Below are 23,552 nucleotides of genomic sequence, written 5' to 3'. Positions count from 1 at the left end.
ATGAAAACTACCATTTATAAAAGTGTAGAGTTATTCCTCCTCTTTGTGCTATTGCCTTTAAGCTTTCTATTTCAATATGCTTTATATATCAAAGGTATTCTCACAGCAATCGGTTTTATCTACATATTGATCTACTTAAAAAAAAATCATGTGTTGAAGTTGAGATTTCCGAATCATGCGTGTTGGAAATCATTTTGGAAAAGCACTTTAATAAAACTAGTAGTTATTATGATGATTACCGGATCATATGTTTTTCTCTTAGCACCAGAAACATTATTTTCGGTATTGTTAAAAAGACCTGAGCTATGGTTTATTATCCTCTTTGTGTATACATTTTTATCGGTTTGGCCACAAGAAATAATTTATCGTACTTTCTTTTATGAACGTTATCGTGAATTGGTTCAAAATAAGTGGTTATTTATTTTGATTAATGCTGTTCTTTTTTCGTTGGCACACCTGTTTTTAAGAAGTTTTATGGTTCAGCTATTTACATTTGTCGGGGGATTGCTGTTTGCTTATACTTACCAGAAAACAAAATCAACTACTTTGGTATCTATAGAACATGCGCTCTATGGTAATTGGCTATTTACTGTTGGAATGGGAGAGATGCTTGCTTTTCCGGGAGTAGATTAGTGGTTCAAAAAATCTATGAATTGACGAATTGCCTTTCCTCGATGACTAATTTTATTTTTTTCATCTAGACGTAACTCTGCAAATGTTTGCGTATATCCTTCAGGACAAAAAACCGGATCATAACCAAAACCGCCATTGCCTTTTTTGGTATAGGTAATAGTGCCTTTACAAACACCGGTAAATACAATCAAGTTATTGTTCAGTTCTAAAGCAATGACCGTTTTAAATTGTGCTGTTCGATCATTTTTTCCTTCCATTTCGGTTAAAAGCTTGTCCATATTGGCATGTGAATCTTTGGCAGCACCCGCATATCTTGCTGAATATACTCCAGGAGCGCCATCAAGTGCATCAACTACCAGCCCTGTATCATCGGCAAAACTATCATAACCATATGTTTCTTTAATGAATGTAACTTTTTGTTTGGCATTACCTTCAATGCTGTTCGAGGTTTCAGGGATATCTTCATGACATTCGATATCAGCGAGACTCAATATTTTAATTTCTGGCGGAAGCAATATCTGTACTTCTTTTATTTTATTTGGATTGTGAGTAGCAAATACCAGTTTCATATTTTAGTAACAAAAATCTTTATATTTAAATTTACGAATATCCGTAATTTAACCTCAACGGTTTGCGTCAAGCTGAATACTCAAACGAATTCAGCACAGGCTTGTTCAACTTCTCATCTCAATGTACTGAAAATAAACTTTAATGAGATCCTGAAATGAATTCAGGATGACTTCTCAGCTAAATTTTAGGTATAATAACGGACAATCAATTTTAAATTTCTATAATTCGAATCATTAACCATATCAAGCTTCAGCATCAAAATTTTTGATCCATTTGCCTTGTACCTTTAGCACTTGTTCTATAACATCGCGTACACACCCTTTTCCACCTTTTTTGAAAGACACATACTTAGATATTTCTTTAATTTCGGCAACGGCATCTTGCGGACAAGTAGGCAGCCCTACCATCTTCATCACCGGTAAATCAGGAATATCATCACCCATATATAAAACATTCTCAGGTTTTATAGCATAAATATCCAAATATTCATCCAATGGTTCCATTTTATGATGTGCACCAAGATAGATATCTGTAATTCCTAATCCTTTTAGCCGTTGGCGAACACCTTCATTTTTTCCGCCAGAGATAATACATACATTAAACCCTTGTTGCAAAGCTGCTTTTAATGCATACCCATCTTTGACATTCATAGTTCGAAGTAATTCACCAGCAGTATCTATTATGACTGTGCCATCGGTAAGTACGCCGTCTACATCAAAGATAAAAGTAGTAATGTGTTGTAGGTATTCTTTATAACTTTTTTCCATATTTAGTTTGAATTGCTTTAGTTAGCATTTGATATATTTCTATATGTTCAGGATTTGATAACGTTTGTAAGTGTCGCGCTATCGTTTTGGTATCTTTTCGCACAGCAGGCCCTGTTTGTGCCTGAGTTGGATTCATTTTTGTGATTTTTTGAGCAGTTTCTGTAATTAATGGATGCAACATCTCAAAAGGGAGATCATTAAGGGCACAAATTTCATGACCTATAGAAAACAAATAATTCGTAAAATTGTTAACAAATACAGCAGAAACATGTAAAAAATTTCGTTGTTCAGAAGTAACTTCGTATACATTTTTGGTTAAAGAAGTAGCAAGATCGCGAAGACGGGTAAGGTCATGATGATTTTCAGCTTCTATACAAATGGGTAGTTTGGCAAAGTCAATGGGTGTTGTTGCGCTAAATGTTTGTAAGGGGTAAAAAACCCCTTTTTTATGAATGGCTGCGATAGCTTGTATGGGAACGCTCCCAGAGGTGTGAACGACTAATTTATTTTTTATACGAAGTTGAGCAGATAGTTCAGCAATAGCATCATCGCTAACCGCTAAAATGTAAATATCGGCATCCTTAATTGAATGAATAATGTTAGTTACCTCATCTTTATTCTGAGTGGTACTGAGCGTCTTTTTTTTACGGTTGTAACATTGTACCACAGTTATGTGTTTTTGGTTCAATAATGCAGTATATAAATGCTGGGCTACGTTTCCGGCACCAAGTAGTACAACTCGTATCATTTGGCTAAAATAAACAAGTTCTGTTAAAAAATTAAACAATCGTAACACTTCTGTTAAAACCTTCAAATCAAAGGGGAATGATACTACTTTATCCCTTTAAAAGCGTTAAATTTGCCGATCAAAAAATAAGGGTAATTATGCAGGATAAATTAGCGAGCATTTTGTTTTCTACTCGATTAATGGCAATTTTATTTATCGTTTTTGCTGTATCGATGGGGGTTGGTACTTTTCTAGAAGATGCATATGGAACTACGGCGGCAAGGATCTGGGTATATAACACCTGGTGGTTTGAGGCTATTATGGTGTTTTTTGCTATTAACTTCTGCGGAAATATAGTACGATTTAAGCTCTACAAAAAGGAAAAATGGGCTACACTATTATTACACTTATCTTTTATTCTGATTATCGTAGGAGCATTTATCACCAGGTACATTAGTTATGAGGGGGTGATGCCCATACGAGAAGGAGAAACTACTTCTACTTTTCTTTCAGAAAAAACATATCTTACTATTTTTCTTGATGGCGAAATTGACGGAGAACCCAGAAGAAGAATTATTTCACAAGATTTTGAGTTAGCCGAAGCTGCAGATAATAGTTTTGTTATAGAAACAGATTATAATGCTCAACCTGTAACGATTCGTTATGAAGATTTTATTCAAGGGGCAGAGATGGGGCTTGTCGAGTCAGAGGATGGTGAACGATATTTAAAAATAGTAGAGGCAGGTGATGGTGATCGCCATGATCATTTCTTAAAAGAAGGAGAAGTTTCAAATATTCATAATGTATTGATTGCTTTTAACAAGCCTACAGATGGAGCCATAAATATTACTTATGAAAATGATGAATATTTTATAAAATCCCCTTTTGAAGGTTCTTATATGCGAATGGCAGATCAAAAGCAGGGATTGGTCATCAAAGATAGTATTCAACCTTTAATGCTTCGATCATTATATCAAACCGCAGGGATGCAATTTGTGATTCCTGATCCTGTAATTAGCGGCTCTTATGATGTAGTCCCTATCGAGGTTAAGGATAAAGGGCAGCAGGATGCCTTGATTGTTAACGTCACAAGTAATGGTGAGACAAAAAATGTAAAGCTTTTGGGAGGAAAAGGATTTTATAACGATATGACCAAAATCACCTTAGGCGGTTTGGATATGTATTTTTCTTATGGTTCGAAACAAATGGAGCTACCCTTTGCTTTAAAGTTGAATGATTTTATTGCCGAAAAGTATCCCGGTACAGAAAATGTCTATAAATCTTTTAAAAGTAAGGTAGACATTGTTGAAGAGAATGACTCGCGACCCTATGATATTTATATGAATCATGTACTAGACCATAAAGGATACCGCTTTTTTCAAGCTTCTTTTGATCCTGATGAAAAAGGTACGATCTTATCTGTAAACCATGATCGATGGGGAACTATAGTAACGTATATTGGTTATATGTTACTATATCTGGGGATGATGTTAATTTTGTTTACTAGAGGATCACGCTTTAAAGATCTTGAAAAAATGTTGAATAAAGTAAAATCAAAGAAAGAGCAATTGGTGGTAGTAATGGCATTACTGGTTTCAGTATTTTCGAATGCACAGCAGCTTCCTAATCATACCGATCATTTACAAACATTGCCTTCTAAATCACAGCTAGATTCTGTTATAAAATCTAATGCCGTAAGTAAAGAACATGCTGCTAATTTTGGCAGTATAGTGATTCAAGATGAACGCGGAAGAATGAAACCTGTAAATACATTTTCTTCAGAATTACTTCGTAAACTTAGTAAAAAAGATACCTATGAAGGTTTGAGTGCCGATCAAGTATTTGTCTCAATGGTTGAAAATCCGTTTGTATGGTATAGCGTACCTATTATTGAAATTGATTGGAAAAATGATAGTATTCGTAGAATTATTGGCGTTCCAAAAACTGAAAGAAGAGTATCGTTAATTGATCTTGTAGAGCCAGACGGATCTTACAAGCTAGCACCGTATTTAGAGCGAGCGAGCAGTACCAACACACCATCTAGTTTTGAAAAAGATTTTTTGAAAACGCATGAGAAATTTTACTTACTTAATCAAGCATTAGGAGGGGGGATACTGAAGATTTTTCCTGTACCCGGTGATGAAGGAAACAAATGGGTTGCCACTCCAGAACTAAATGAATTTAAATTTAGCGGTATGGATTCTGTATACACACGCCAGATTATTCCTATTTATCGTCAGTCGCTTAAAGATGCCAGAAAAACCGGAGATTATAGTAAGCCAGATCAATATGTAGAAAGTATTAAAAGCTTTCAGAAAAAATTTGGAAGTGAAGTATTACCTACAGAAAAGAAAATCAAAGCAGAAATAGCATTAAATAAATATGACATTTTTAGAACACTGTATCGATATTATTTGCTGATCGGATTGTTGCTAATGATTTTTGTGATTTTTAGAATATTTAAAGATTCAAAAATAATTAGAGCATTAATCTATGGTACAATCGGTTTGGTCATTGTATTGTTTCTAGCACATACGGCAGGATTAATTACACGATGGTATGTGTCTGGCCATGCACCTTGGAGCGATGCGTATGAATCTATGATCTATGTTGCCTGGGCTACAGTGGCATTAGGTTTAGCTTTTGGAAAAAAAAGTAATCTTACTATTGCAGCAACCGCGTTTGTGGCAGCTATTATATTATTTTTTGCACACGAAAACTGGACCGATCCGGCTATTGCTAATTTACAACCTGTTTTGGACTCGTATTGGGTACTTATTCACGTGTCTATTATTGTAGGTAGTTATGGTCCTTTCTTTGTAGGTGCGATTTTAGGGATTTTGGCGTTACTATTAATAATTTTAACTACCAAATCTAATAAAAAGAGAATGGATCTTAATATTAAAGAAATTACCATAATAAATGAAATGGCGCTTACTATAGGTTTGGTTATGCTTACCATAGGTAATTTTTTAGGTGGCATGTGGGCCAACGAAAGCTGGGGTCGTTACTGGGGTTGGGATCCTAAAGAAACTTGGGCATTGGTAAGTATAATGGTGTATGCATTTGTGATACATATGCGAATGGTGCCAGGCTTACGAAGTAGATGGTGGTATAACTTAGCCTCTGTAATAGCTATTTACAGTGTACTCATGACCTACTTTGGAGTGAATTTTTATTTAAAAGGGTTACATTCTTATGCTAGTGGTGATAAAGTGATTACGCCCAATGCAGTGTATTATTCTATTGCTTTTTTAGTACTTTTAGGAACGCTATCATACTGGCGATATAGTATCCATTACAAAAAGAGATAGAAACGCATTCATTTTCAGTTTTTCTATTTTAAATCATTGTTGTTCGATAAAAAAGTTGATACGCTCTGAAAATCGCTATTACCATTAAGAATTTATGAGTTTATAGAAAAGACACCTTAATTTTCTAAAATTTAGACAACTTATTTTGAAACTGAATCGCCTTTACTTCAGAAACCATAATAGACAAGTATTTACAAATAAGTCTTTGTTCTATCTTCTAGCAGCGTAGCGGTCTATTTTCTTTAACCGAACAATACTGATTTTAAATTATCTACTTCGTAGTAATTCTACAAATATCATACTGGCCATATATAATAAACGGCAGAGTATTCTATTCTTATTTTTATTAACATACGAATATCCGTAATTCAACCTAAACGGTTTGCGTCAAGCTGAATACTGAAACGAGCCTGTGCTGAACTCATTTCAGTATTCAGGATGACTTCTCAGTTAAATTTTAGATATAAAAACAGATAATCAAATTAATATTTTTATAAGTTTACGTTAAATTTTAAAATTAAAAATTTAACATAAACTCCTGAAATCTATATCTCTGATAAATAGAGGTTTAATAGTATCCAAATCGCGATAGTGTCAATTTAACATTTTTATTGAGTCAAAATAGTTTAAATGATAAATATATTAATTATGTTTGTGCCCTAGTTAAATTAACTTAATCTTATGTTAATTTAACATAGCAGCCCCTAGATTACTATTTTCTTATTCTTACTTCAATTCCTAAGGATTCAAGCTTGATTTGATTCCTAGATTATTACTGTTTTGGCAAATAAAACATATGCTAATTTTTGCAGTATCTATTTTCATGAAGATACCAAAAAACAGCATGAAGACCAAACCAATTATTAAGTAAACCTAGATGGAGTATCTTAAACCAAAAGAGAATGGGTTATTTTCACTCGCCCGTACTTTATTAATCATAGTGGCATTTTTTACCAGCGTTGTTTCAATTGCTCAAATTTCTCAAAATGAACGTCAGGCATTAATTGATTTCTATACTGCAACAAACGGTACTAATTGGAAGAATACACAAGAAGGAAACCAACCATGGCAAATCGATGATCCTAATTCACTAGTTACAGATTGGTACGGAGTAGAAGTAAGAGACGGTAGGGTTACCAAGCTAGCCTTGAATAAAAACAATCTTACAGGATCGCTGCCATCATCGATTGGTGTATTAGACAGAATGATTCAATTAGTACTTAGTAGTAATAAAATAGGAGGAGATTTACCCAATAGTTTAGTTCAACTTACAGAGCTTCGAAGTCTTCATATAAGTAAAAATGAGTTTACAGGACCGTTACCTATTCAAAAGATAGTAAATGCTACCAAAATATCTCATTTATATTTTGATGGTAATAATTTTTCAGGACCCATTCCGCCAGAAATAGTTCAATTATCGAATCTAAGTTTTGCCAATTTTAGTTACAATCAATTATCGGGAAGCATTCCTTTAGAAATTACACAATTACCAAAATTAGCTTCGCTTTATCTTTCAGGAAATGAACTTAGTGGTACTATTCCTTCAGCATTTGGTCAAATGACAAAACTGTCGAGATTATCGTTAGGTGAAAATAATCTAACAGGAACAATACCTGCAGAACTTGGTAATTTAACTACGCTAGGATCATTATCCTTAAGCGGCAATGAACTTACTGGTACTATACCGCCAGAACTAGGTCAATTAACAAATTTATTTGCGCTAAGTTTTAATGGAAATCAACTGACAGGTAATATCCCTCCAGAGTTTGGACAGTTGATAAATATTGTGCGTCTTTATTTTCATGGAAATCAACTGACCGGTACTATTCCCTCAGAATTAGGACAACTTGTAAAACTTGAAAACTTACAACTTGGTGATAACCAATTCACAGGAAGCATTCCTTCGTCATTCGGTAATTTATCGAATTTGAAGTCGCTGAGTATAAGAAATAATCGACTTAGTGGAAATATTCCATCCGAATTAGGACAAATAACTACTCTAGAACATCTACATCTTCACAATAATGACTTTTCTGGACCTATACCTTCTTCATTAACTCAGTTAGTAAATTTGAAGGCGTTATATTTATACTCAAACAATCTTTCAGGCATCATACCTCAAGGTTTTAGTTCGATGCCCAACCTTAAAAATTTCGGAATTTCAGGAAATAAATTTGTGTTTTCAGATTTTGAAGCTGATTTTACTGCATTAAATACCAATATATCTAGTTTCACCTATAATCAACAACAAAAAACTGATGCTGAAAAGAATTTAAATGTCTCGATTGGAGGAAGTATTACATTAACTTCAGATGCTTTCAATAGTCCGAACAATTCCTATCAATGGTATAAAAATAATTCAGCAATATCAGGAGCAACCAATAAAGACTTTGTAATCTCAGACATCACTGAAGCTGAAGCAGGTAGCTACAAGATATTAGTTACTAATTCGATCATCGATAGACTAAGAATTTATCGAAATAATATACATCTAACAGTATCTGAAGCTGTGGATGGATGTGTGGTATCTGATTCTGAAAAACAAGCGCTTATTGATTTGTATAATGCAACGGGTGGAGCGAATTGGGCGAATAATACGAATTGGTTGACCGATGCTCCGGTATGTGATTGGTTTGGAGTAAATGTTGATGATCTGGGCGTTGTTAATCTTAATTTGGCTAGAAATAATTTAGTGGGGCAACTTCCTTCGTCAATACAGAATTTAAGTAATTTAAAATTTTTGTATTTAAATAATAATGCTATTAATGGTCAGCTTCCTGAGAGCATAGGGCTTCTTAGTAAACTAAAAGTACTTTACTTAAGTAAAAATAATGTAGAAGGTAACTTTCCTAATCAACTATTTAATCTGAACAATTTGTCTGAATTGAGATTGGATATTAACCAATTTACCGGAAATATACCCGATAGTGGTTGGAATAACCTCGTAAACTTACAGCGGTTAAATTTATACCAAAACAATTTTGTAGGTGCAATACCAAGGGAATTTGGTCTGTTAACAAAAATGAGAGATTTAAATGTTGCGAGTAATCAATTAAATGGTACAATTCCAAATGAACTATCGTTATTAACGAACCTTGAATATTTGGCGTTAAGTAACAATGAAATGCTATCAGGAGAAATTCCAGATGCTTTCGGCGAGTTAATAAATTTGGAAAACTTCTACATTTCTGAAACGAGTGTAAAGGGGGGGATACCGACTAGTTTGGGTAATCTATCAAAATTAGAGGTGATTTGGCTACATCAAACTGGACTTAAAGGAAAAATTCCTCAGCAATGGAGTTTGTTACCCAACTTAAAGGATTTCCGAATACAAGATAGCAATTTTGTCTTTTCAGATTTTGAATCAGAATTTTCGCTATACCTCTCAAAATTAGGGTCAAATTTTAGTTATCAGACTCAATTGAAAGTTGATGAAGCAAATAACCTCTCTGTTGAACAGGGTAACTCAATCACTCTTACCAGTACTACACTAACCAGTGCAAACAATGCTTACCAATGGTATAAGGATGGTGTTGCCATTGTAGATGCTACCAATAAAGAGTATGTGATTGAAAATGCGTCAGATGCTGATGCCGGGGTTTATAATTTTACCGCTACGAATAGTGTAGTAACCGGTTTAACTCTCGAGCGTAATCCTATTACCTTATCGGTAACATCTGCTGGTAATGAGCTAAACATCACTATAAATACTAAAGAACTGCCAACTACGAATTTTGATTTGGTTTCTGGTGACATTTCGGTATCAGATTTAGTAAGTGGTAGTCCCGATAGTGAGACTTCCATCAACCTAGGAGTAGATGATGGAGGCGATAGAATAGTACAGGTTAATGTAAAACCTTCTGAAGGAGCCTCTCCTTTATATTTACGATTTACAGCCAATAGTAACGGAATATCAAATGTGCAGGTTCAAAATGACAACAATTGGTTGGATTTTTCTCCAGAATTCTATCAGATTGATGAAAACACTATCTATTTCTTCAATAAAAAGAAAGTTCAGACCATACCATTTACCTTGAATTTGATCAACGGGGTGCAATATGATTTTGATTCAGGTCCGTTAATGTTAACCGTAAAAGATGGCATAGACCTTACTGGTGCTACGCTTCAAATAAGCATTCCTAGCTATGAGGGACCTCCAAATCTTGAAATTGTTCAACCAAGTACAAGGATTAACGGGTTTGAGGTAGAAAGAGATTTCTGGGATGCTGGTTCTTACAAATTTGTCTTGACCATTCAAGAAAAAACATTCAAAGGTAATTTTATTGTTGCTGGATTTCAAGGCGAAGAGTAAAAGTTAACATCAATCAACATCAACATAATTGTAAGCAACGTGAAGATCATTAATACAGCACATTTTCTCATAACCATTGTAGTGCTTTTGCTTTTGGGATATCTCATTTTTCAACAAAAGCAAACTAAAAGAATTGCTGTAGTAAATGCGCAAGTAGTACTAGAAAAATATGATGGTTTTAAAGAAGCTCAAGATCTATATGAGACTGAAACCAAAGAAATGAATGAAATATTCGAGAAACAAAAAAAGTTGTACGAATCTAAGTCTAATGAACTAAAGATTATTTCTGAGCGATTATCTAACAATGAGCGTAAAGTTAAAGAAGGAGAATTAGAAATACTTAAAGCAAAAATCGTTCAATTAGGAAAATCAATTGAAGAAAAGGCGAAAACCAAAGAAGAAGATCTGTTACAGGGTGTATATAATAAGGTAAACGATTTCGTCGAAAGATATGCCAAAGCAAATGATCTCGACTTAATAGAAGGAACTACAGCCTCAGGAAATATAATGTATGCATCTGATGCAATTAATATAACCAATGATATAATTAACGGATTAAATAAAGAGTATGTTGAAGGGGTTAAAGAGTAGTGTGCTGTTACTATTGATAATACTGTCAGGATGCTCTTCTTCTGTTACCACAGAAAAAGAATTTCTCAAATGGTTGGGAGATGCGAACAATGGTTTTGTGAAAAAAAATAGTGCCAATGGATTTTTGTTGGCTATGAAATATTTGCCAGCCGAGTACTTAGCACTAAACGAAATGGGAAAAGATGAGAAAACAGAGGGTACATATTTTGAAGAATATGTTGCTAAATTCAAGAATTCAAGAACATTTTTATTAACCATTAGTAATGAAAATGCTAATGTAGATGCAAGTAATTATAATGTTGCTAATCTTAGGGAATATAATCAAAGGATAAAGGATTTGAGCTTCGCCATCAAAAAATCATTAGTTCTAAAAACGAGTTCAGGAAAAAAATATGAACCTGTCTTAACGACAATGGAAAATCTTTATGAGATCGCGAATAAAAAAGCAATTTATATGGTTTTTACTGATGATCAAAAGGAAATAGTAAACTCAGATCGACTTGATATTGTATTTCATGATGAGTTTTTAGATACAGGGATCAACCATTTTGTATTTCAGAAAGAAAAAATAGACAATCTACCAAATTTAAATTTTAATTAAGAATACTTATGATTTCAATAAGCAAAAGAAACATTAAAGTCATCACCTATTTTTTATTGTGTGATATGTTAATTGGGATTTTTATACCATCTGTAGGTTCATTATATGCGTTAACCTCGGGACCGAGTTCGCCTGAGTTTTCAAGTTTTGAGCCTGTAGCTACAACAAACTTGGTAGATCCACTTTCAGGCAATTTTACGTATAACTTACCTGTTATTCAAATTCCCGGTCCCGATGGAGGTGGGTATGCCATGTCACTTTCGTACCACAGTGGTGCTTCTTCTGAGGAAGAATCTTCGTGGGTAGGCCATGGTTGGACCCTCAATCCGGGAGCGATTAATAAAAGCGTTCGAGGTTACCCTGATGAATATAATAACTCACAAATAGATGTTTATAACAAAACACGTCCTAACTGGACTATGACGGGTATTAAAAAGACCAATTTAGAATTTTTTAGTAAATCACCAGATGAAGGAGGTAGTGGAGGTAAATCAGGGAAAAGAAATCCTCAAAGCACTTCAGAATCTGGTTCTGTATACGATAAAAGAGAATTTGGTTTAAGTTTTAGTAAATACATTCGTTATAATAATTACCAGGGCATAGGAAAAACAGTTTCTATTGGTTTGTCAAAAGGATTTGGTAGTCTTTCTATGAACCGTTCTGCTACAGGGGTAACCTTTGATGCATCGATTAATCCACTTTCTTTACTAAGTAAGGTAGCGTCAAAATCGAAAAAGAAAAAGGAAAAGAAGGCAAAGAAACATGATCCTATCGAGAAGGAAAACAAACAAAGAAAAGAACAAAAAGATAAAAAAGTAGTTTTTAAATTTAATACGAGTTTGAAGGGTTTAATCCCTAAACCTGGTTCCTATTTCGGGCTACGAACTTTTACCGATGTTGGTCAATCTGTGACATTAACCAAAGTAAAAGGAATTAATGTGAATTTAAGTTATGGAGGCGAAGTAAATCCAGCTGTAGCTCCTGTTGGTGTAGAACAAGGATATTTGGGATCTTTTAGTCTCAACCATTCAGAGCCTTTTCAGCGTTTAACCGCTTCTGGGTACATGATGGGATCTTCGACAAGTAACAGGTCTGACCACTTTACCGAAAAAGCACAACCTTTTGATAGAAGAGATTTTTTTATTGGTATTCCTTTTAGCAGCCCCGATAATTATTCTTTATCCGGAGAAGGATTATCTGGAGGATTTAGGCCATTTGCCGATGGTCCAAGGGCATTCTCTAATAATGAAACAGAAGAGAATAGAGTAAATACCTACGGAGTTGGTATCGAAGGAATGATAGGAACCAATGTCGGGGTAGGCGTTAACTTGTCTTTTGGAAGTAACACTTCGAGAATGAAATCTAGAGCAGATTTAGGCGGCGCTAACTTTAGTAATATTAAGTATCGTTTTTACGGTGATTTAGGAGGCAAAATTGCATATGCTAATAATGAAATTCCATATGTAAGATTGAAAGCAAGCACAGATTTTCCTGGAATAAAACAAGTAAGTAAAACTGTTAATGAAGCTGCTGCTTTTTATGATGCAACCTTAGACACTCAAATAAATACTTCGTCACATATAGAAAAATTAAATGACGGAGGTTTCAATATTCATAACGAGACAGGGTTACAGTATAGTTATTCAGAACCTGTTATGGTACGAAATACAACAAGTCTTTCTTTTGGAATTGATCCCAATGCTGATCGAATTGAAAATAACTATCTTGCCTATGCAGATAGTTATCTAGGAGATGATTATTTGGTTGACATTACCAAGCAAGATAGAGTTACAGGGGAGGTTAGAGCAGAAGCATATGAGAATACATCGTTATTAAAATTAATTACTACCCCAGATTATATAGACCTGGGTGATCCAGGTCCGGATGATAGCGATTTTGGAGGATGGACATCTTTTGAATATCATAAGAAATATGGAGAGAATAGTGAAACCAATAAATGGTATCGCTGGAGAATACCTTATACTGGCTTATTGTATAGTAAAAACTCAACTTCTGACATAAAAGATGATACTGGATATGTAAATACAGGAGAAAAAGAAATATCGTATTTGAAAAAAGTTGAAACTAAGACTCATGTTGCTTATTTTGTGACAAATACATCAAATGCGGTTAGGTTTGGAGTTACAGGTGCAGGCTCATCTTATTTAGAGGGTTCACAAAACGGGAGATTAGATGGTTTGGGAGCCCCAGATTTAACAACTTTAGATCCTGCCTCTAAGAATAAAGCAGCAAAAGGAATAGATGAACTAGAATATTTAGAAAAAATAGTATTGTTCTCTAAAGCAAGACCTGAAATTCCTTTACAAGTTACCAACTTTCAGTACGATTATTCGTTGGTACAAAACCTTCCTAATAACACTAATGGAAAATATCCTGATAATAATGAAGACGCCACCAATAGTGGTAAACTTACTCTAAAAAAAGTGTGGTCTGAGTTTGAAGGGGTAGTCGATGCTAGAATTAGTTCATACAAGTTTGGATATCAGTATACTAATACTCATAATACTAGTGTTAACTATTCTATTTCTGCTCAAAATCCTGATTACGAACCGCATATCCTCGACGGTTGGGGGAATAATCAATTTAATATCAATGGGCATCCTAATAGCGCCGAAAATAGACATTTGAATTTAATTACATGGCCTTATCAAGGAGATATCTCACCACGATTTTTTGATCCAGCTGCATGGCAACTTAAACAGATAGTATTGCCATCTGGAGGTGAAATTTTGGTAGAATATGAGAGTAAAGATTATTTATACGTACAAGATAGAGATGTGATGGCTCTTGTGAGCTTAACAAATGCTGAAAATACATATACCGATCCTACATATACTTTAAATCTATCAGACATAGGTGGATATTCTGATGGTCTTTGCGAAAAAATAACAGCGCATTTTTTAAATGATTCAAAGGATGATATTCGAAAAAGAATTTATTTTAAATTATTATATGCTCTTGAAAATAATGAAGCTAGTCTTACAAACTGTAAATCTGAGTACATTACTGGATACGCCAAAGTAAAAGATGTCGTATGTGATGGAGAATCAGTTTCGATCACCTTAAAAGGAATTCCAGAAGGTAGTGCTCAAAACGAAGTAGGAGTAGGTTTCACACGAAGCCCAAAAGTAGACAACAACTACAGATTAACGCCGCGTCAAGCTTGTTATGACTATTATGTAACCCAACGCTGGGGAAAATATACAGCGGGATGCGAAGGAGATTTTGAAAGAAAATATGAAGATGCTATTGAAAGACGTTTGCTTAATGCTGCAGGCGACATTGGATCTCCAGATCTAGAGTTGGCAATCAACTCACTAAAATATGCACAAAGAGGGATGAATGCACTTGGAGACGAGGATGTAGATGCGTCGTTCCCTGAAAAACAAGACGTTTGCTTACGACTTAACCCTAAACTCTCTTTTCTTAAAATCCCAATGAATAAAGCCAAGAGAGGTGGTGGAGTACGAGTGAAAAAAGTAATGATGTATGACAAAGGAATTGAATCCGGTGACGAAGCCATCTACGGACAACAATATCGTTACGAATTAGAGAATGGTTTATCTAGTGGGGTTGCTACCAATGAACCCCAAGAAATGAGAGAAGAAAATCCATTAGTAGCATTTATGCCAAAGAAAAGTCAATCCTGGTTGAATAGGCTGGTTGTAGGAAAAGATAAAGAGCAATCTGAGGGGCCTATCGGAGAATCATTATTGGCAGCACCATCTGTAAGTCACTCTAGGGTAGTAGTAGAGAATATTCATACGGGAGATACGGGAACCGGTTATACTGTGCATGAGTTTTACACCTGTAAAGATTATCCTTATGATAAACTTTATGACTATCAATTGGTTGACGGAGCTGATAGAAAGTTCGATTTTGCTACCGGAAAGCCAGAAAGAGGAGTCGCCTATTCATTGTTACAGGATAATGTAGAAAATGATAAACTAAACTTACCTACTGCTTATTTTAGTTATGGTTTCGATAAATCATGGGCATCTCAAGGATTTAGATTTGTGCAAAACAGTATGCATGGGGTTCCTAAATCAGTACGAACTTATGGAGGTACATATGCTTCGGGTAATACGAGTTATATATCTTCTGGTCAGGATTTCTATTACTATGAACCCGGAGAAAAAGTAAGACTATTTAATTCTTTTAATGGGCAAAGTGCCGGAACCTATGTTTGGGATGTACCAGGTAAAGAAATGGATATTACTCAAGAAGGATATAGAATAGAAAACAAAGGACTAGATTTCAATTTTGAAATCGACGTTAGTGTTGGATTGACAATATTTCCTCCAATATTTGTTACCTTTTCATTAGTCTTTAGTTATAATGAACAATACTTAACAAAATATGCCACTTCAAAAGTTATAAAATATCCGGTTATTCAAAAAAAGACGGTTTCTTATACCGATAACATCGCGTCAACCACAGAAAATTTAGCATTTGATTATGCAACGGGAAGACCAATTCTAACCAAAACTTATGATGCCTATCATGGTATAGCATTAGTAAATTCTGATCAAAAACACGACGGATCTATTTATAATTTTAATATCCCGGCGCATTGGAATTATAATGGTATGGGTCAAAAATCCAGAGCTATTAATAATACCAATCAGCTTACAGCAAGTGCAGGTCAATTTGTTACGTACGGTACCGATGCGAATCCAATAAATGATGATGGAACCTGGAACGTGAAATCTGATAAGGTGATTTCTGCCGGCGCTAATACCTACAGTACTTTAGCAAATGTTTCGTCATGGATCAATAATCAAAGCGTAAACGATATTTACGGATCTCTAGGAAATTCAAATGTTTTTAGAATGCATGAAAGTTATGCTTTCAAAGGAAATGTAAAAAAGTCTTCTGATCGTGATACAGATACGGGCAAAATTTATGAAGGCGGAGTTGTAGAAAATTTTACTCCATTTAATTATAATGCAAATAGTCAAGATGAGAGATGGGTGAAATTAAACGAAGTAACAAAGTATTCACCTAATGGATCTGTTTTGGAAGAAAAAGATGTGCTTGGTATTTATAGTGCTTCAAAATATGGGTATAACTTCACCTTACCAACCATGGTAGCCAAAAATTCATCCTATGATGAAATGTATTTTGAACATTTTGAAGATAAAACCGGAGTAGAAACGAATTTGGCGAGTGGAATTGCGCATTCAGGACAATATTCAAAACAAATAAGTACGGGTGAGAGTATTGTCAAAAATGTAGTGGCTGGAGATCTATTATCTACCACAGGCGGATGGCTTAAATTCTGGACAAAGTCAGTAGATGATTTGATAAACCCTCAAGTGAATGTAAATGGAAATATAGTTGTTCCAGAACTCATGGCAAAAACAGGAGCGTGGACCTTGTATAGAGTGTTTATAACTCCTGGTTCATTTATTTCAGGTCAACAGGTTTCAATGAATTTAAGTTTTGAAAATCCGCAAGTATATATTGATGATATAAAACTTAACCCAAAAGAAGCACAAACCACTTGTTATGTGTATGATATAAAATCTCTCCGATTATTGACATTATTCGATGATCAGCATTTTGGATTGTTTTATCAATACAACGGTGAGGGGCAATTGGTGCGAAAATTAATTGAAACAGAAAAAGGATTGAAGATAATTACAGAAACTCAATACAATTTACCTAAAGAAGATCGTGATAGAATTTAACATAAAAATAATAGTTGCAATAGTCATTTGCTCCTTTCATTTGGGATACGCTCAAAATGAAAAGAATAACTGCAAAAATGATATTCTGGCATATCTAGATAGTATGGAAAGGATGTTGTCGCCAAAAGAAAATCAGGTGTATTATATGAAATATAGCACTAAAACAGATTTTCATGATTCACAAAATATACCTTCATCGGCAACTACTTCAGAAATGTTGCTTTCTGAAAATAAAATCCTATTAGATGATGAGAACATGAAGATATTTGGCGACAACACAGATGTTTTTGTTGTACTACCTAAAATCGGTAAAATATACTGGAATAACTCTGATCCTAGGTTGTTTTTAGAAAGTAATTCACAAAAAAAATTCCTAGAAATCGAAAGAACACTTTTGTCTACTGCAATACAAATTAACTGTAGTACCAAAAAGGAAACACAGTACATTTCAATCGTACCTAGTGAAGGTTTTAAAACTAAATCTGGACTTAAAAGACAAGTATTGAAATATAATCTCGCATCTAAACAAATCATAAGTGTAGAAAATCTTTTTACCGATAAAAGTAAGATTAAAAAGCAAGTAGTGCTTTATGAAGTTATTGATTACAAGAGTAATAAGCGTGTAAAAAAACCTTTGGAATATATTTTTGATAGAACAGCGTTAAAAGTAGCTTACAAGAATTTTGAAATAATAGATAACAGGAAAATTAAATGATGATTTTGTAAAAATAAACGATTATTTCTCATAGAGATATAAGCTTTACTATATAAAATCTATCGGACAACTTTAAAATAAAATCACTGATGAAAATCAATTGGTCACTTACAAAAATCATCTTTCTTTTTTGCCTAACCCTAAGTAGCTTATTTGCTCAGGATAAAGGGATATATCTCGACAATACTATGATAAGTATTCCGGCGTCAGGAGAATCTTCGACAGGTACTTTAAATTTCATTACACCATGTTCTGACTTTAACGTTAATTCGGGTAAAGTATGGGTTAAAATTGATATGGGTGAAAACTATGAATTGGGATATGATAATTTTGGTGTCCCATTCGAAATTACCATGGATCTAGATATTAAATTAGATACGAATTCTTCTCGTTTTGATCCCGAAATATCTTTTACAGTAGCATTGAACAATAATAAACCAGAAAGTGTTGTTTTTCTTGATCTTAGTCAGTATATCGATAATGATAATAATGCAAGTGGTTTATCATACCTGGGATATCGAATAAATACTGTCGAGGCAACCCTACGAAATATTAGTAATACATCTGTAACTTTTGATGCATCTACAGCATTAAATGTAACGTTAAATTACGAAGTGGCTTATGGCATTGACGTAAGCTCAAATGTAGTAACAAATCTATCTGCAACACCCATTACTAATTCAAAATCTTATATTTTTAGTTGGGACGACAGTTGCGATGCTCCGGGATATGAGTTTCAGATCATCAGATTATATAATACAGATCCATCAACTTCAAATAACCAACAGATAATAACTACTGCTATAGACTGGGAGAAAGCTTTGTCTCTTCATATCGATAGCTCAACTACATCTATAGATCTTACTATGGCAGAAGGTCAGGGCTACTATGCCTGGCGGGTAAGGCCTATAGGTACTTTATATAAAAACGGAATTGGAAATAGTAAGAACTGGGGAAGTTGGAATGCTTTGGATTACACGCAATGTAACTCCTGTACTTTTACACCTGATACAAATTCGACTCAAGTTTTTTTCTTTACCGATTGGGATGATCAGAAAAACTATCAATTTAGCCGAGTTTTTACAGAAAATAATAAAATTAGCGAACAGATTACCTATGCAACTTCTCTAAATCAAGTAAAACAAACACAGCGTTATTTACCGTCAAAAGATTATAAAGTAATTACACAAACCATTTTAGATTATTCAGGAAGACCAACTTTAAGTACGTTACCAATTCCAATAAACGGAGAAAAATTAAATAATTATAAGGAGGAATTTGTTACTAATGAAGGGCGATTGTACAAGGCAGAGGATTTTGATCGCAGTGGTAATTATAAAAACCCAAAAGTAATCGATGCCACTGGAGCCTTTACGTATTACAGTAGTGTTAATATTGATAAGAGAATTCCGGATGCTGAAGGCTATCCTTTTACAAGAACAATATTCAGTAATGACGGAACCGATAGAGTGGTAGAACAATCTGGAGTTGGTAAAACGCATATGATCGGGGATCAGGGCAACGGGTCAGGAAGAACAACAAGAACACTATATTCGACTCCAACCGAGGATGAACTTGTAAAACTGTTTGGAGATGAAGCTCCTAATCATCAAGATGTAGCCAAAATCATTACAATCGATCCAAATAATACAAAATCTGTTTCATTTATAACCAAAGAAGGAAACACTATAGCTACAGGCTTGACCTTTAGCGAAGACGATGATGTATTAGATAGTGTAAAGGGATCAGATCCGAACAACATAATCAACGGTATTAAAGATAGAATTACCAATAATATCAAAACCTCTGATGGTTTTATGGCAGCAAAGCGTATTACTATTTTAGAAGATGGAACGGATATCAATATTAGCTATACAATAGCCCGAAAAAAATTAGAGGGTCTATGTCATAATTTTGATGTAGACATAGACTATAGTCTAAAAATAGAAATTTTTGATGTAAATACAGGGGCAGTAATTCACACGTTTGAACAACCTACTTTAAGTGTACTTGCAGATACTACTGATGATAGTATTGATAATGTTACTAAAGATTTTGGAACAGTTACGCTCGATACAGGTACTTACTATGTACAAAAAACTTTGCTCCCTAGTGATGATGTAAAATTAAGGATTGTCGATGCTGGTGATGCGATGAAAAGATTGATTGAGCCATTTTTTAATTGGATATTAGACTTTTCATCCAGAGTAGATTGCAAAGAGGAAATGGACTTTTTGTATCATGATATTTTTCATTTCGGACAGTTAGTATATAATAGGCAATTGGCATCTAATATTTCTGTAAGTCCTGAAGGTATTAGAGAATCTATTATTAGTTTTAACTGTGTAGACTGTTCTCAAGAAACAACAAAGTTTATTGCAAAAGATCCAAATGATCCTGAAGCCGATGATGAATTCCTTGATTATTACATTGGTAGAGAAGATCAGTATATAATTACGGTCTATTATGTTGATGAAGCCGGTACTCTATCTCCTATTAATTATGCAGAAACTACCAGTTTAGGTAATAAAGTACCTGTACGAGTTAAATTTAATACACCGTGTTGCGAATTCGAAGTGCCAGTAACTTTTACACCTCCCTTTAGGTCACCTACTCCAGAAGCGGTCATACTTTTTAAAGAAAATCCAGAGTACCAAAAACAGGTAGATGAGTCTACTTCATATTATGCAGGCGGTGGCACTCCATTAACAACACCTAATGATAATAATTGGATTAACCCTAACCCTAATTATTTACTAGATGTAGATAAGAATTTCGATTATGAAGAGCTTGCAGATGGTTCAACACAATTGATTAATCCAAATGCTTATCCCTTAGATTTTGAAGGTTACGCCATATCTATGCTATACGAGTGCAAAAGTACTCAAAACCCTGGGTATTCAAGAGAAGAAGCTGCACAAGAAATTTACGGAAAGCTTAGAGGTTGGCACAGACCGGGATTATTTAATCAAATGGTATACCATATGGCAACCGACAACTACGGTAATAAAGATTGTGAACGTAATTCTTTTGGAACTCCTCCAGATAATCCAGTAAATGGTAACTATGCCACATGTGATTTTGGAAAGGTTCCAGAAAAAATTCCGGGAGCACAATATGCGATGCAAGAACTAGCCGATTGCTGGGAACCCTTGGTAATCGAACTGGTAAATCAATTATGTGTAGAACAATATGAATTGAATGAAAATGCAGATGACACTGTCGCTGAGAATTATGATACCCGTGGAGGGAATAGTAAAAAACATCTTAAAGATAATATAGGATGGTTATTACGTTGGAGAGCAAAAAAGGTCATTAGAAAAATGAGAAGAATGCGAGTAAGTGGTAATGGTGGTACTGCTACAGAAGAGGCAATCGATCAAAAAAGTCTTGCTACTCAATTCCTTAATTGCACAGGGTATGCATTTGCAGATATTATTGATATACCTAACGAAACTCTTGGAGAGGTGAGAGAAGCCAACTTTCCAGATTTTCAAAGTGATTTTGATCGTAGAGTGAATTCTAAAAATGATCAAGAATACACGGCTTATGATGTCAATAGATTGGGAACTGATTGGAGCCTGTTTACATTAAGACCTGAAAATGATGGAGAAACCGCAGCTTCAATCGAACAAGCAGATGATCAAAATATAGGAATACTACACAAATTGTTTCCTTTTATTAAAGATCCAGTATATGCATTTAAGTATTATGAATACCAAGAAGGGTTGTTCCCAATTCTTGAAGCAGAAACCTGCTACCGGGATCCTAATATTTGTATTAATATAGTTGTTGATTCAGATACTGGAGAAATTACGGAGGAAGAATTCGCCTGCTGCCAGGATGCCCAAGGAAACCCAATTCCGTGTAATTTTTGCGATGTAGGATACATTCAATGTCCAGAAACAAAAGATGATTGGAGTTGTGATCAACGTTTTACATTTCATGATATGCTTAAAGGATATCGAGAGACCGAGGTAGCGAAGCAAATACCTATAAACTGCGAAAATTATTACGAAGCAACAAGTTACGTGCATAATCCCGATTACGATAAAGATCCTGAAACAGATACGATGGTATTACAGTTTCGAGATACTTCAATCGAGTCGGGGGCCCTTACCGGATTAGAATACTTATCTGTTAACCTTTTTACTGAATACGACTCAGCGAATGGTTATATTGAAACGAGTTTATCAGGGTTAACACCAGTAACACACTTTAAAAATTTGCTTGGTGAAGCTCCAGGCGATGGTGTGAGCATTGTAGAAAACGAAGCTAGAGAATTATTTGAAGACTGTGATACGAATTGTGATCAAAGAAGAAAAGAGTTTAAGGATACCCTTATTCAGCTCTTTGAAGATCGTTGTTATGTAATTGGTGATTGTAAAATTGATCCAAATGATAATGTAGTTCCAGAAGAGGATATTGATACATTAGTTGATGAAATTGTCGCGCAATGTAAAAATCAGTGTTGGATAGACACTTATGCCTGTATCGATCAGAGTTGTCGAATCTTGGGAGCTCCTACCAGAGTAGATCGGTCTGATCCAACTTCTACAAGCGCATATACTATTAATGTCACGTCTGTAGATCATGGGGTTTCAGGACCTATCGTTGATGGTTTTTCTAATCGTCAGGATCAAAAGCTAGTATATTTTGATCCATTAACTCAGTCAACAACGCAGACTAACGAAGATCCAATTATTGTTGATCTTCCAGGGTCTCAAGGATTAAAGAAGTATTACTACAATACAGCGAATTATGAATTTATTTCCATTTGGGATATAAGACAATCTTTGACGTATGCCCAATCTACAAGGCATAAACAAGCAACCGAATGGAAAGTTGAGCTGGATTTACCAAGTAAATGTGATGCCAATGGTAATTACAATCCGAACCTGACATATACTAGTAATAACCTACCTATTGAACCTGTATATATATTAGACGAAACTGCGAATGTTTGGGTACAACAGTCCTTCGAAATTTGTACAGATCAAGCTGATTATGTTAGTAGAGATAACCCAGATGGTCCCGGAGATACGTTTGTAGAAAGAGATCAATATATTAATCCAACTCGAGCACCGTTTGATCCTAATGATCCTAATACCGAGGGTGTAGCATCTCCCAAAACAGGTATCAATGTATCAATAAATCCTAATAACTAATACATAGATAGTAAGTCATGAAAAACAAAATCACATATATAATTACTTTGGTTATTGGAATGTTTATTGCTAACGTCAATGCGCAAAACGAAGATGTACTAGAATTCGAAGTATACGATCAAATCGAAGATTCCTTTAAAATTGCTTTAAGAATCAATAGTGAAGCTGTTCAATTTATTCAATTCGACTTTTATGAAGAAAATCATTTGGTGTTTAATCAAGAAGCGATTTTAAACAAAAAATTAGATGGTAACTATTATTTCTCATTTAACGGATCTGAAAAAGAAGTTTTTTTAGATGATATAAGAATTGAGACTCAAGTGAGGAGTGTTAAAGCTAAGCCGAAGTCTAAATCCTTAGAAGTGAAAGTTTTAGACAAAAACTTCAATATAATTGCCAAGAATCGCAAACAAATTTGATAACCAACAATCTGAATACTA

The 23,552-nt window shown here is 34.5% G+C and carries 12 protein-coding genes; 9 read left to right on the top strand and 3 right to left on the bottom strand.

Annotation, left to right across the window (positions count from 1 at the left end; all coding sequences use genetic code 11):
• Positions 1-228: 228 nt before the first annotated feature.
• Positions 229-633: a CPBP family intramembrane glutamic endopeptidase gene (locus tag J8281_RS19690; protein ID WP_246849101.1), complete on the top strand. Its 405-nt coding sequence runs from the start codon at positions 229-231 to the stop codon at positions 631-633.
• Here the strand turns inward: J8281_RS19690 and J8281_RS11705 are convergent.
• The 3 genes from J8281_RS11705 to J8281_RS11695 form a co-directional block, all read right to left on the bottom strand.
• Positions 630-1,202 (bottom strand): non-canonical purine NTP diphosphatase, encoded by a 573-nt coding sequence (locus tag J8281_RS11705; protein WP_210197817.1) that lies wholly within the window; start codon positions 1,200-1,202, stop codon positions 630-632. The genes J8281_RS19690 and J8281_RS11705 overlap by 4 nt on opposite strands.
• Before the next feature lie 243 nt (positions 1,203-1,445).
• The gene (locus tag J8281_RS11700) at positions 1,446-1,970 is read right to left on the bottom strand and encodes an HAD family hydrolase (RefSeq protein ID WP_210197816.1); all 525 of its coding nucleotides are present in this window, start codon (positions 1,968-1,970) and stop codon (positions 1,446-1,448) included.
• The gene (locus tag J8281_RS11695) at positions 1,954-2,718 is read right to left on the bottom strand and encodes a Rossmann-like and DUF2520 domain-containing protein (protein ID WP_210197815.1); all 765 of its coding nucleotides are present in this window, start codon (positions 2,716-2,718) and stop codon (positions 1,954-1,956) included. The genes J8281_RS11700 and J8281_RS11695 overlap by 17 nt, the downstream gene beginning before the upstream one ends.
• A gap of 137 nt (positions 2,719-2,855) precedes the next feature.
• On the opposite strand from J8281_RS11695, the gene ccsA reads away from it, so the two are divergent.
• From ccsA to J8281_RS11655, 8 genes are all read left to right on the top strand, one after another.
• The gene (ccsA, locus tag J8281_RS11690; protein WP_210197814.1) at positions 2,856-6,011 is read left to right on the top strand and encodes a cytochrome c biogenesis protein; all 3,156 of its coding nucleotides are present in this window, start codon (positions 2,856-2,858) and stop codon (positions 6,009-6,011) included.
• 877 nt (positions 6,012-6,888) lie between these two features.
• Complete coding sequence (locus tag J8281_RS11685; RefSeq protein ID WP_210197813.1) at positions 6,889-10,323, top strand: hypothetical protein; 3,435 nt, start codon at positions 6,889-6,891, stop codon at positions 10,321-10,323.
• A gap of 39 nt (positions 10,324-10,362) precedes the next feature.
• Positions 10,363-10,914, top strand: a complete 552-nt coding sequence (locus J8281_RS11680; protein WP_210197812.1) for an OmpH family outer membrane protein — start codon at positions 10,363-10,365, stop codon at positions 10,912-10,914.
• On the top strand, positions 10,892-11,515 hold the full coding sequence (locus tag J8281_RS11675; RefSeq protein WP_210197811.1) for a hypothetical protein: 624 nt from the start codon (positions 10,892-10,894) through the stop codon (positions 11,513-11,515). The genes J8281_RS11680 and J8281_RS11675 overlap by 23 nt, the downstream gene beginning before the upstream one ends.
• A gap of 8 nt (positions 11,516-11,523) precedes the next feature.
• Positions 11,524-17,229 carry a hypothetical protein gene (locus tag J8281_RS11670; protein ID WP_210197810.1) on the top strand — a complete coding sequence of 1,902 codons (5,706 nt, stop codon included), beginning with the start codon at positions 11,524-11,526 and terminating at the stop codon, positions 17,227-17,229.
• On the top strand, positions 17,216-17,944 hold the full coding sequence (locus tag J8281_RS11665) for a hypothetical protein (protein WP_210197809.1): 729 nt from the start codon (positions 17,216-17,218) through the stop codon (positions 17,942-17,944). Before J8281_RS11670 ends, J8281_RS11665 begins: the two co-directional genes overlap by 14 nt.
• A gap of 89 nt (positions 17,945-18,033) precedes the next feature.
• Complete coding sequence (locus tag J8281_RS11660) at positions 18,034-23,112, top strand: hypothetical protein (RefSeq protein WP_210197808.1); 5,079 nt, start codon at positions 18,034-18,036, stop codon at positions 23,110-23,112.
• A gap of 17 nt (positions 23,113-23,129) precedes the next feature.
• A complete protein-coding gene (locus J8281_RS11655; protein WP_210197807.1) occupies positions 23,130-23,531 on the top strand; it encodes a hypothetical protein in 402 nt (133 codons plus the stop codon).
• The last annotated feature ends 21 nt before the right edge of the window (positions 23,532-23,552 follow it).

The organism is Aquimarina sp. U1-2 (assembly GCF_017897595.1).
In the GTDB taxonomy this organism is placed as follows: domain Bacteria; phylum Bacteroidota; class Bacteroidia; order Flavobacteriales; family Flavobacteriaceae; genus Aquimarina.
The sequence above is the reverse complement of the archived record's forward strand: the minus strand, read 5'-3'. Positions and strand labels throughout refer to the sequence as shown.

What these genes read in the sequence shown, in the direction of transcription:
- J8281_RS11670 (WP_210197810.1), top strand. Translation starts at nt 11,524, where the DNA reads ATGATTTCAATAAGCAAAAGAAACATTAAAGTCATCACCTATTTTTTA.
- ccsA (WP_210197814.1), top strand. Translation starts at nt 2,856, where the DNA reads ATGCAGGATAAATTAGCGAGCATTTTGTTTTCTACTCGATTAATGGCA.
- J8281_RS11700 (WP_210197816.1), bottom strand. Translation starts at nt 1,970, where the DNA reads ATGGAAAAAAGTTATAAAGAATACCTACAACACATTACTACTTTTATC.
- J8281_RS11685 (WP_210197813.1), top strand. Translation starts at nt 6,889, where the DNA reads ATGGAGTATCTTAAACCAAAAGAGAATGGGTTATTTTCACTCGCCCGT.
- J8281_RS19690 (WP_246849101.1), top strand. Translation starts at nt 229, where the DNA reads ATGATGATTACCGGATCATATGTTTTTCTCTTAGCACCAGAAACATTA.
- J8281_RS11705 (WP_210197817.1), bottom strand. Translation starts at nt 1,202, where the DNA reads ATGAAACTGGTATTTGCTACTCACAATCCAAATAAAATAAAAGAAGTA.
- J8281_RS11675 (WP_210197811.1), top strand. Translation starts at nt 10,892, where the DNA reads ATGTTGAAGGGGTTAAAGAGTAGTGTGCTGTTACTATTGATAATACTG.
- J8281_RS11655 (WP_210197807.1), top strand. Translation starts at nt 23,130, where the DNA reads ATGAAAAACAAAATCACATATATAATTACTTTGGTTATTGGAATGTTT.
- J8281_RS11695 (WP_210197815.1), bottom strand. Translation starts at nt 2,718, where the DNA reads ATGATACGAGTTGTACTACTTGGTGCCGGAAACGTAGCCCAGCATTTA.
- J8281_RS11660 (WP_210197808.1), top strand. Translation starts at nt 18,034, where the DNA reads ATGAAAATCAATTGGTCACTTACAAAAATCATCTTTCTTTTTTGCCTA.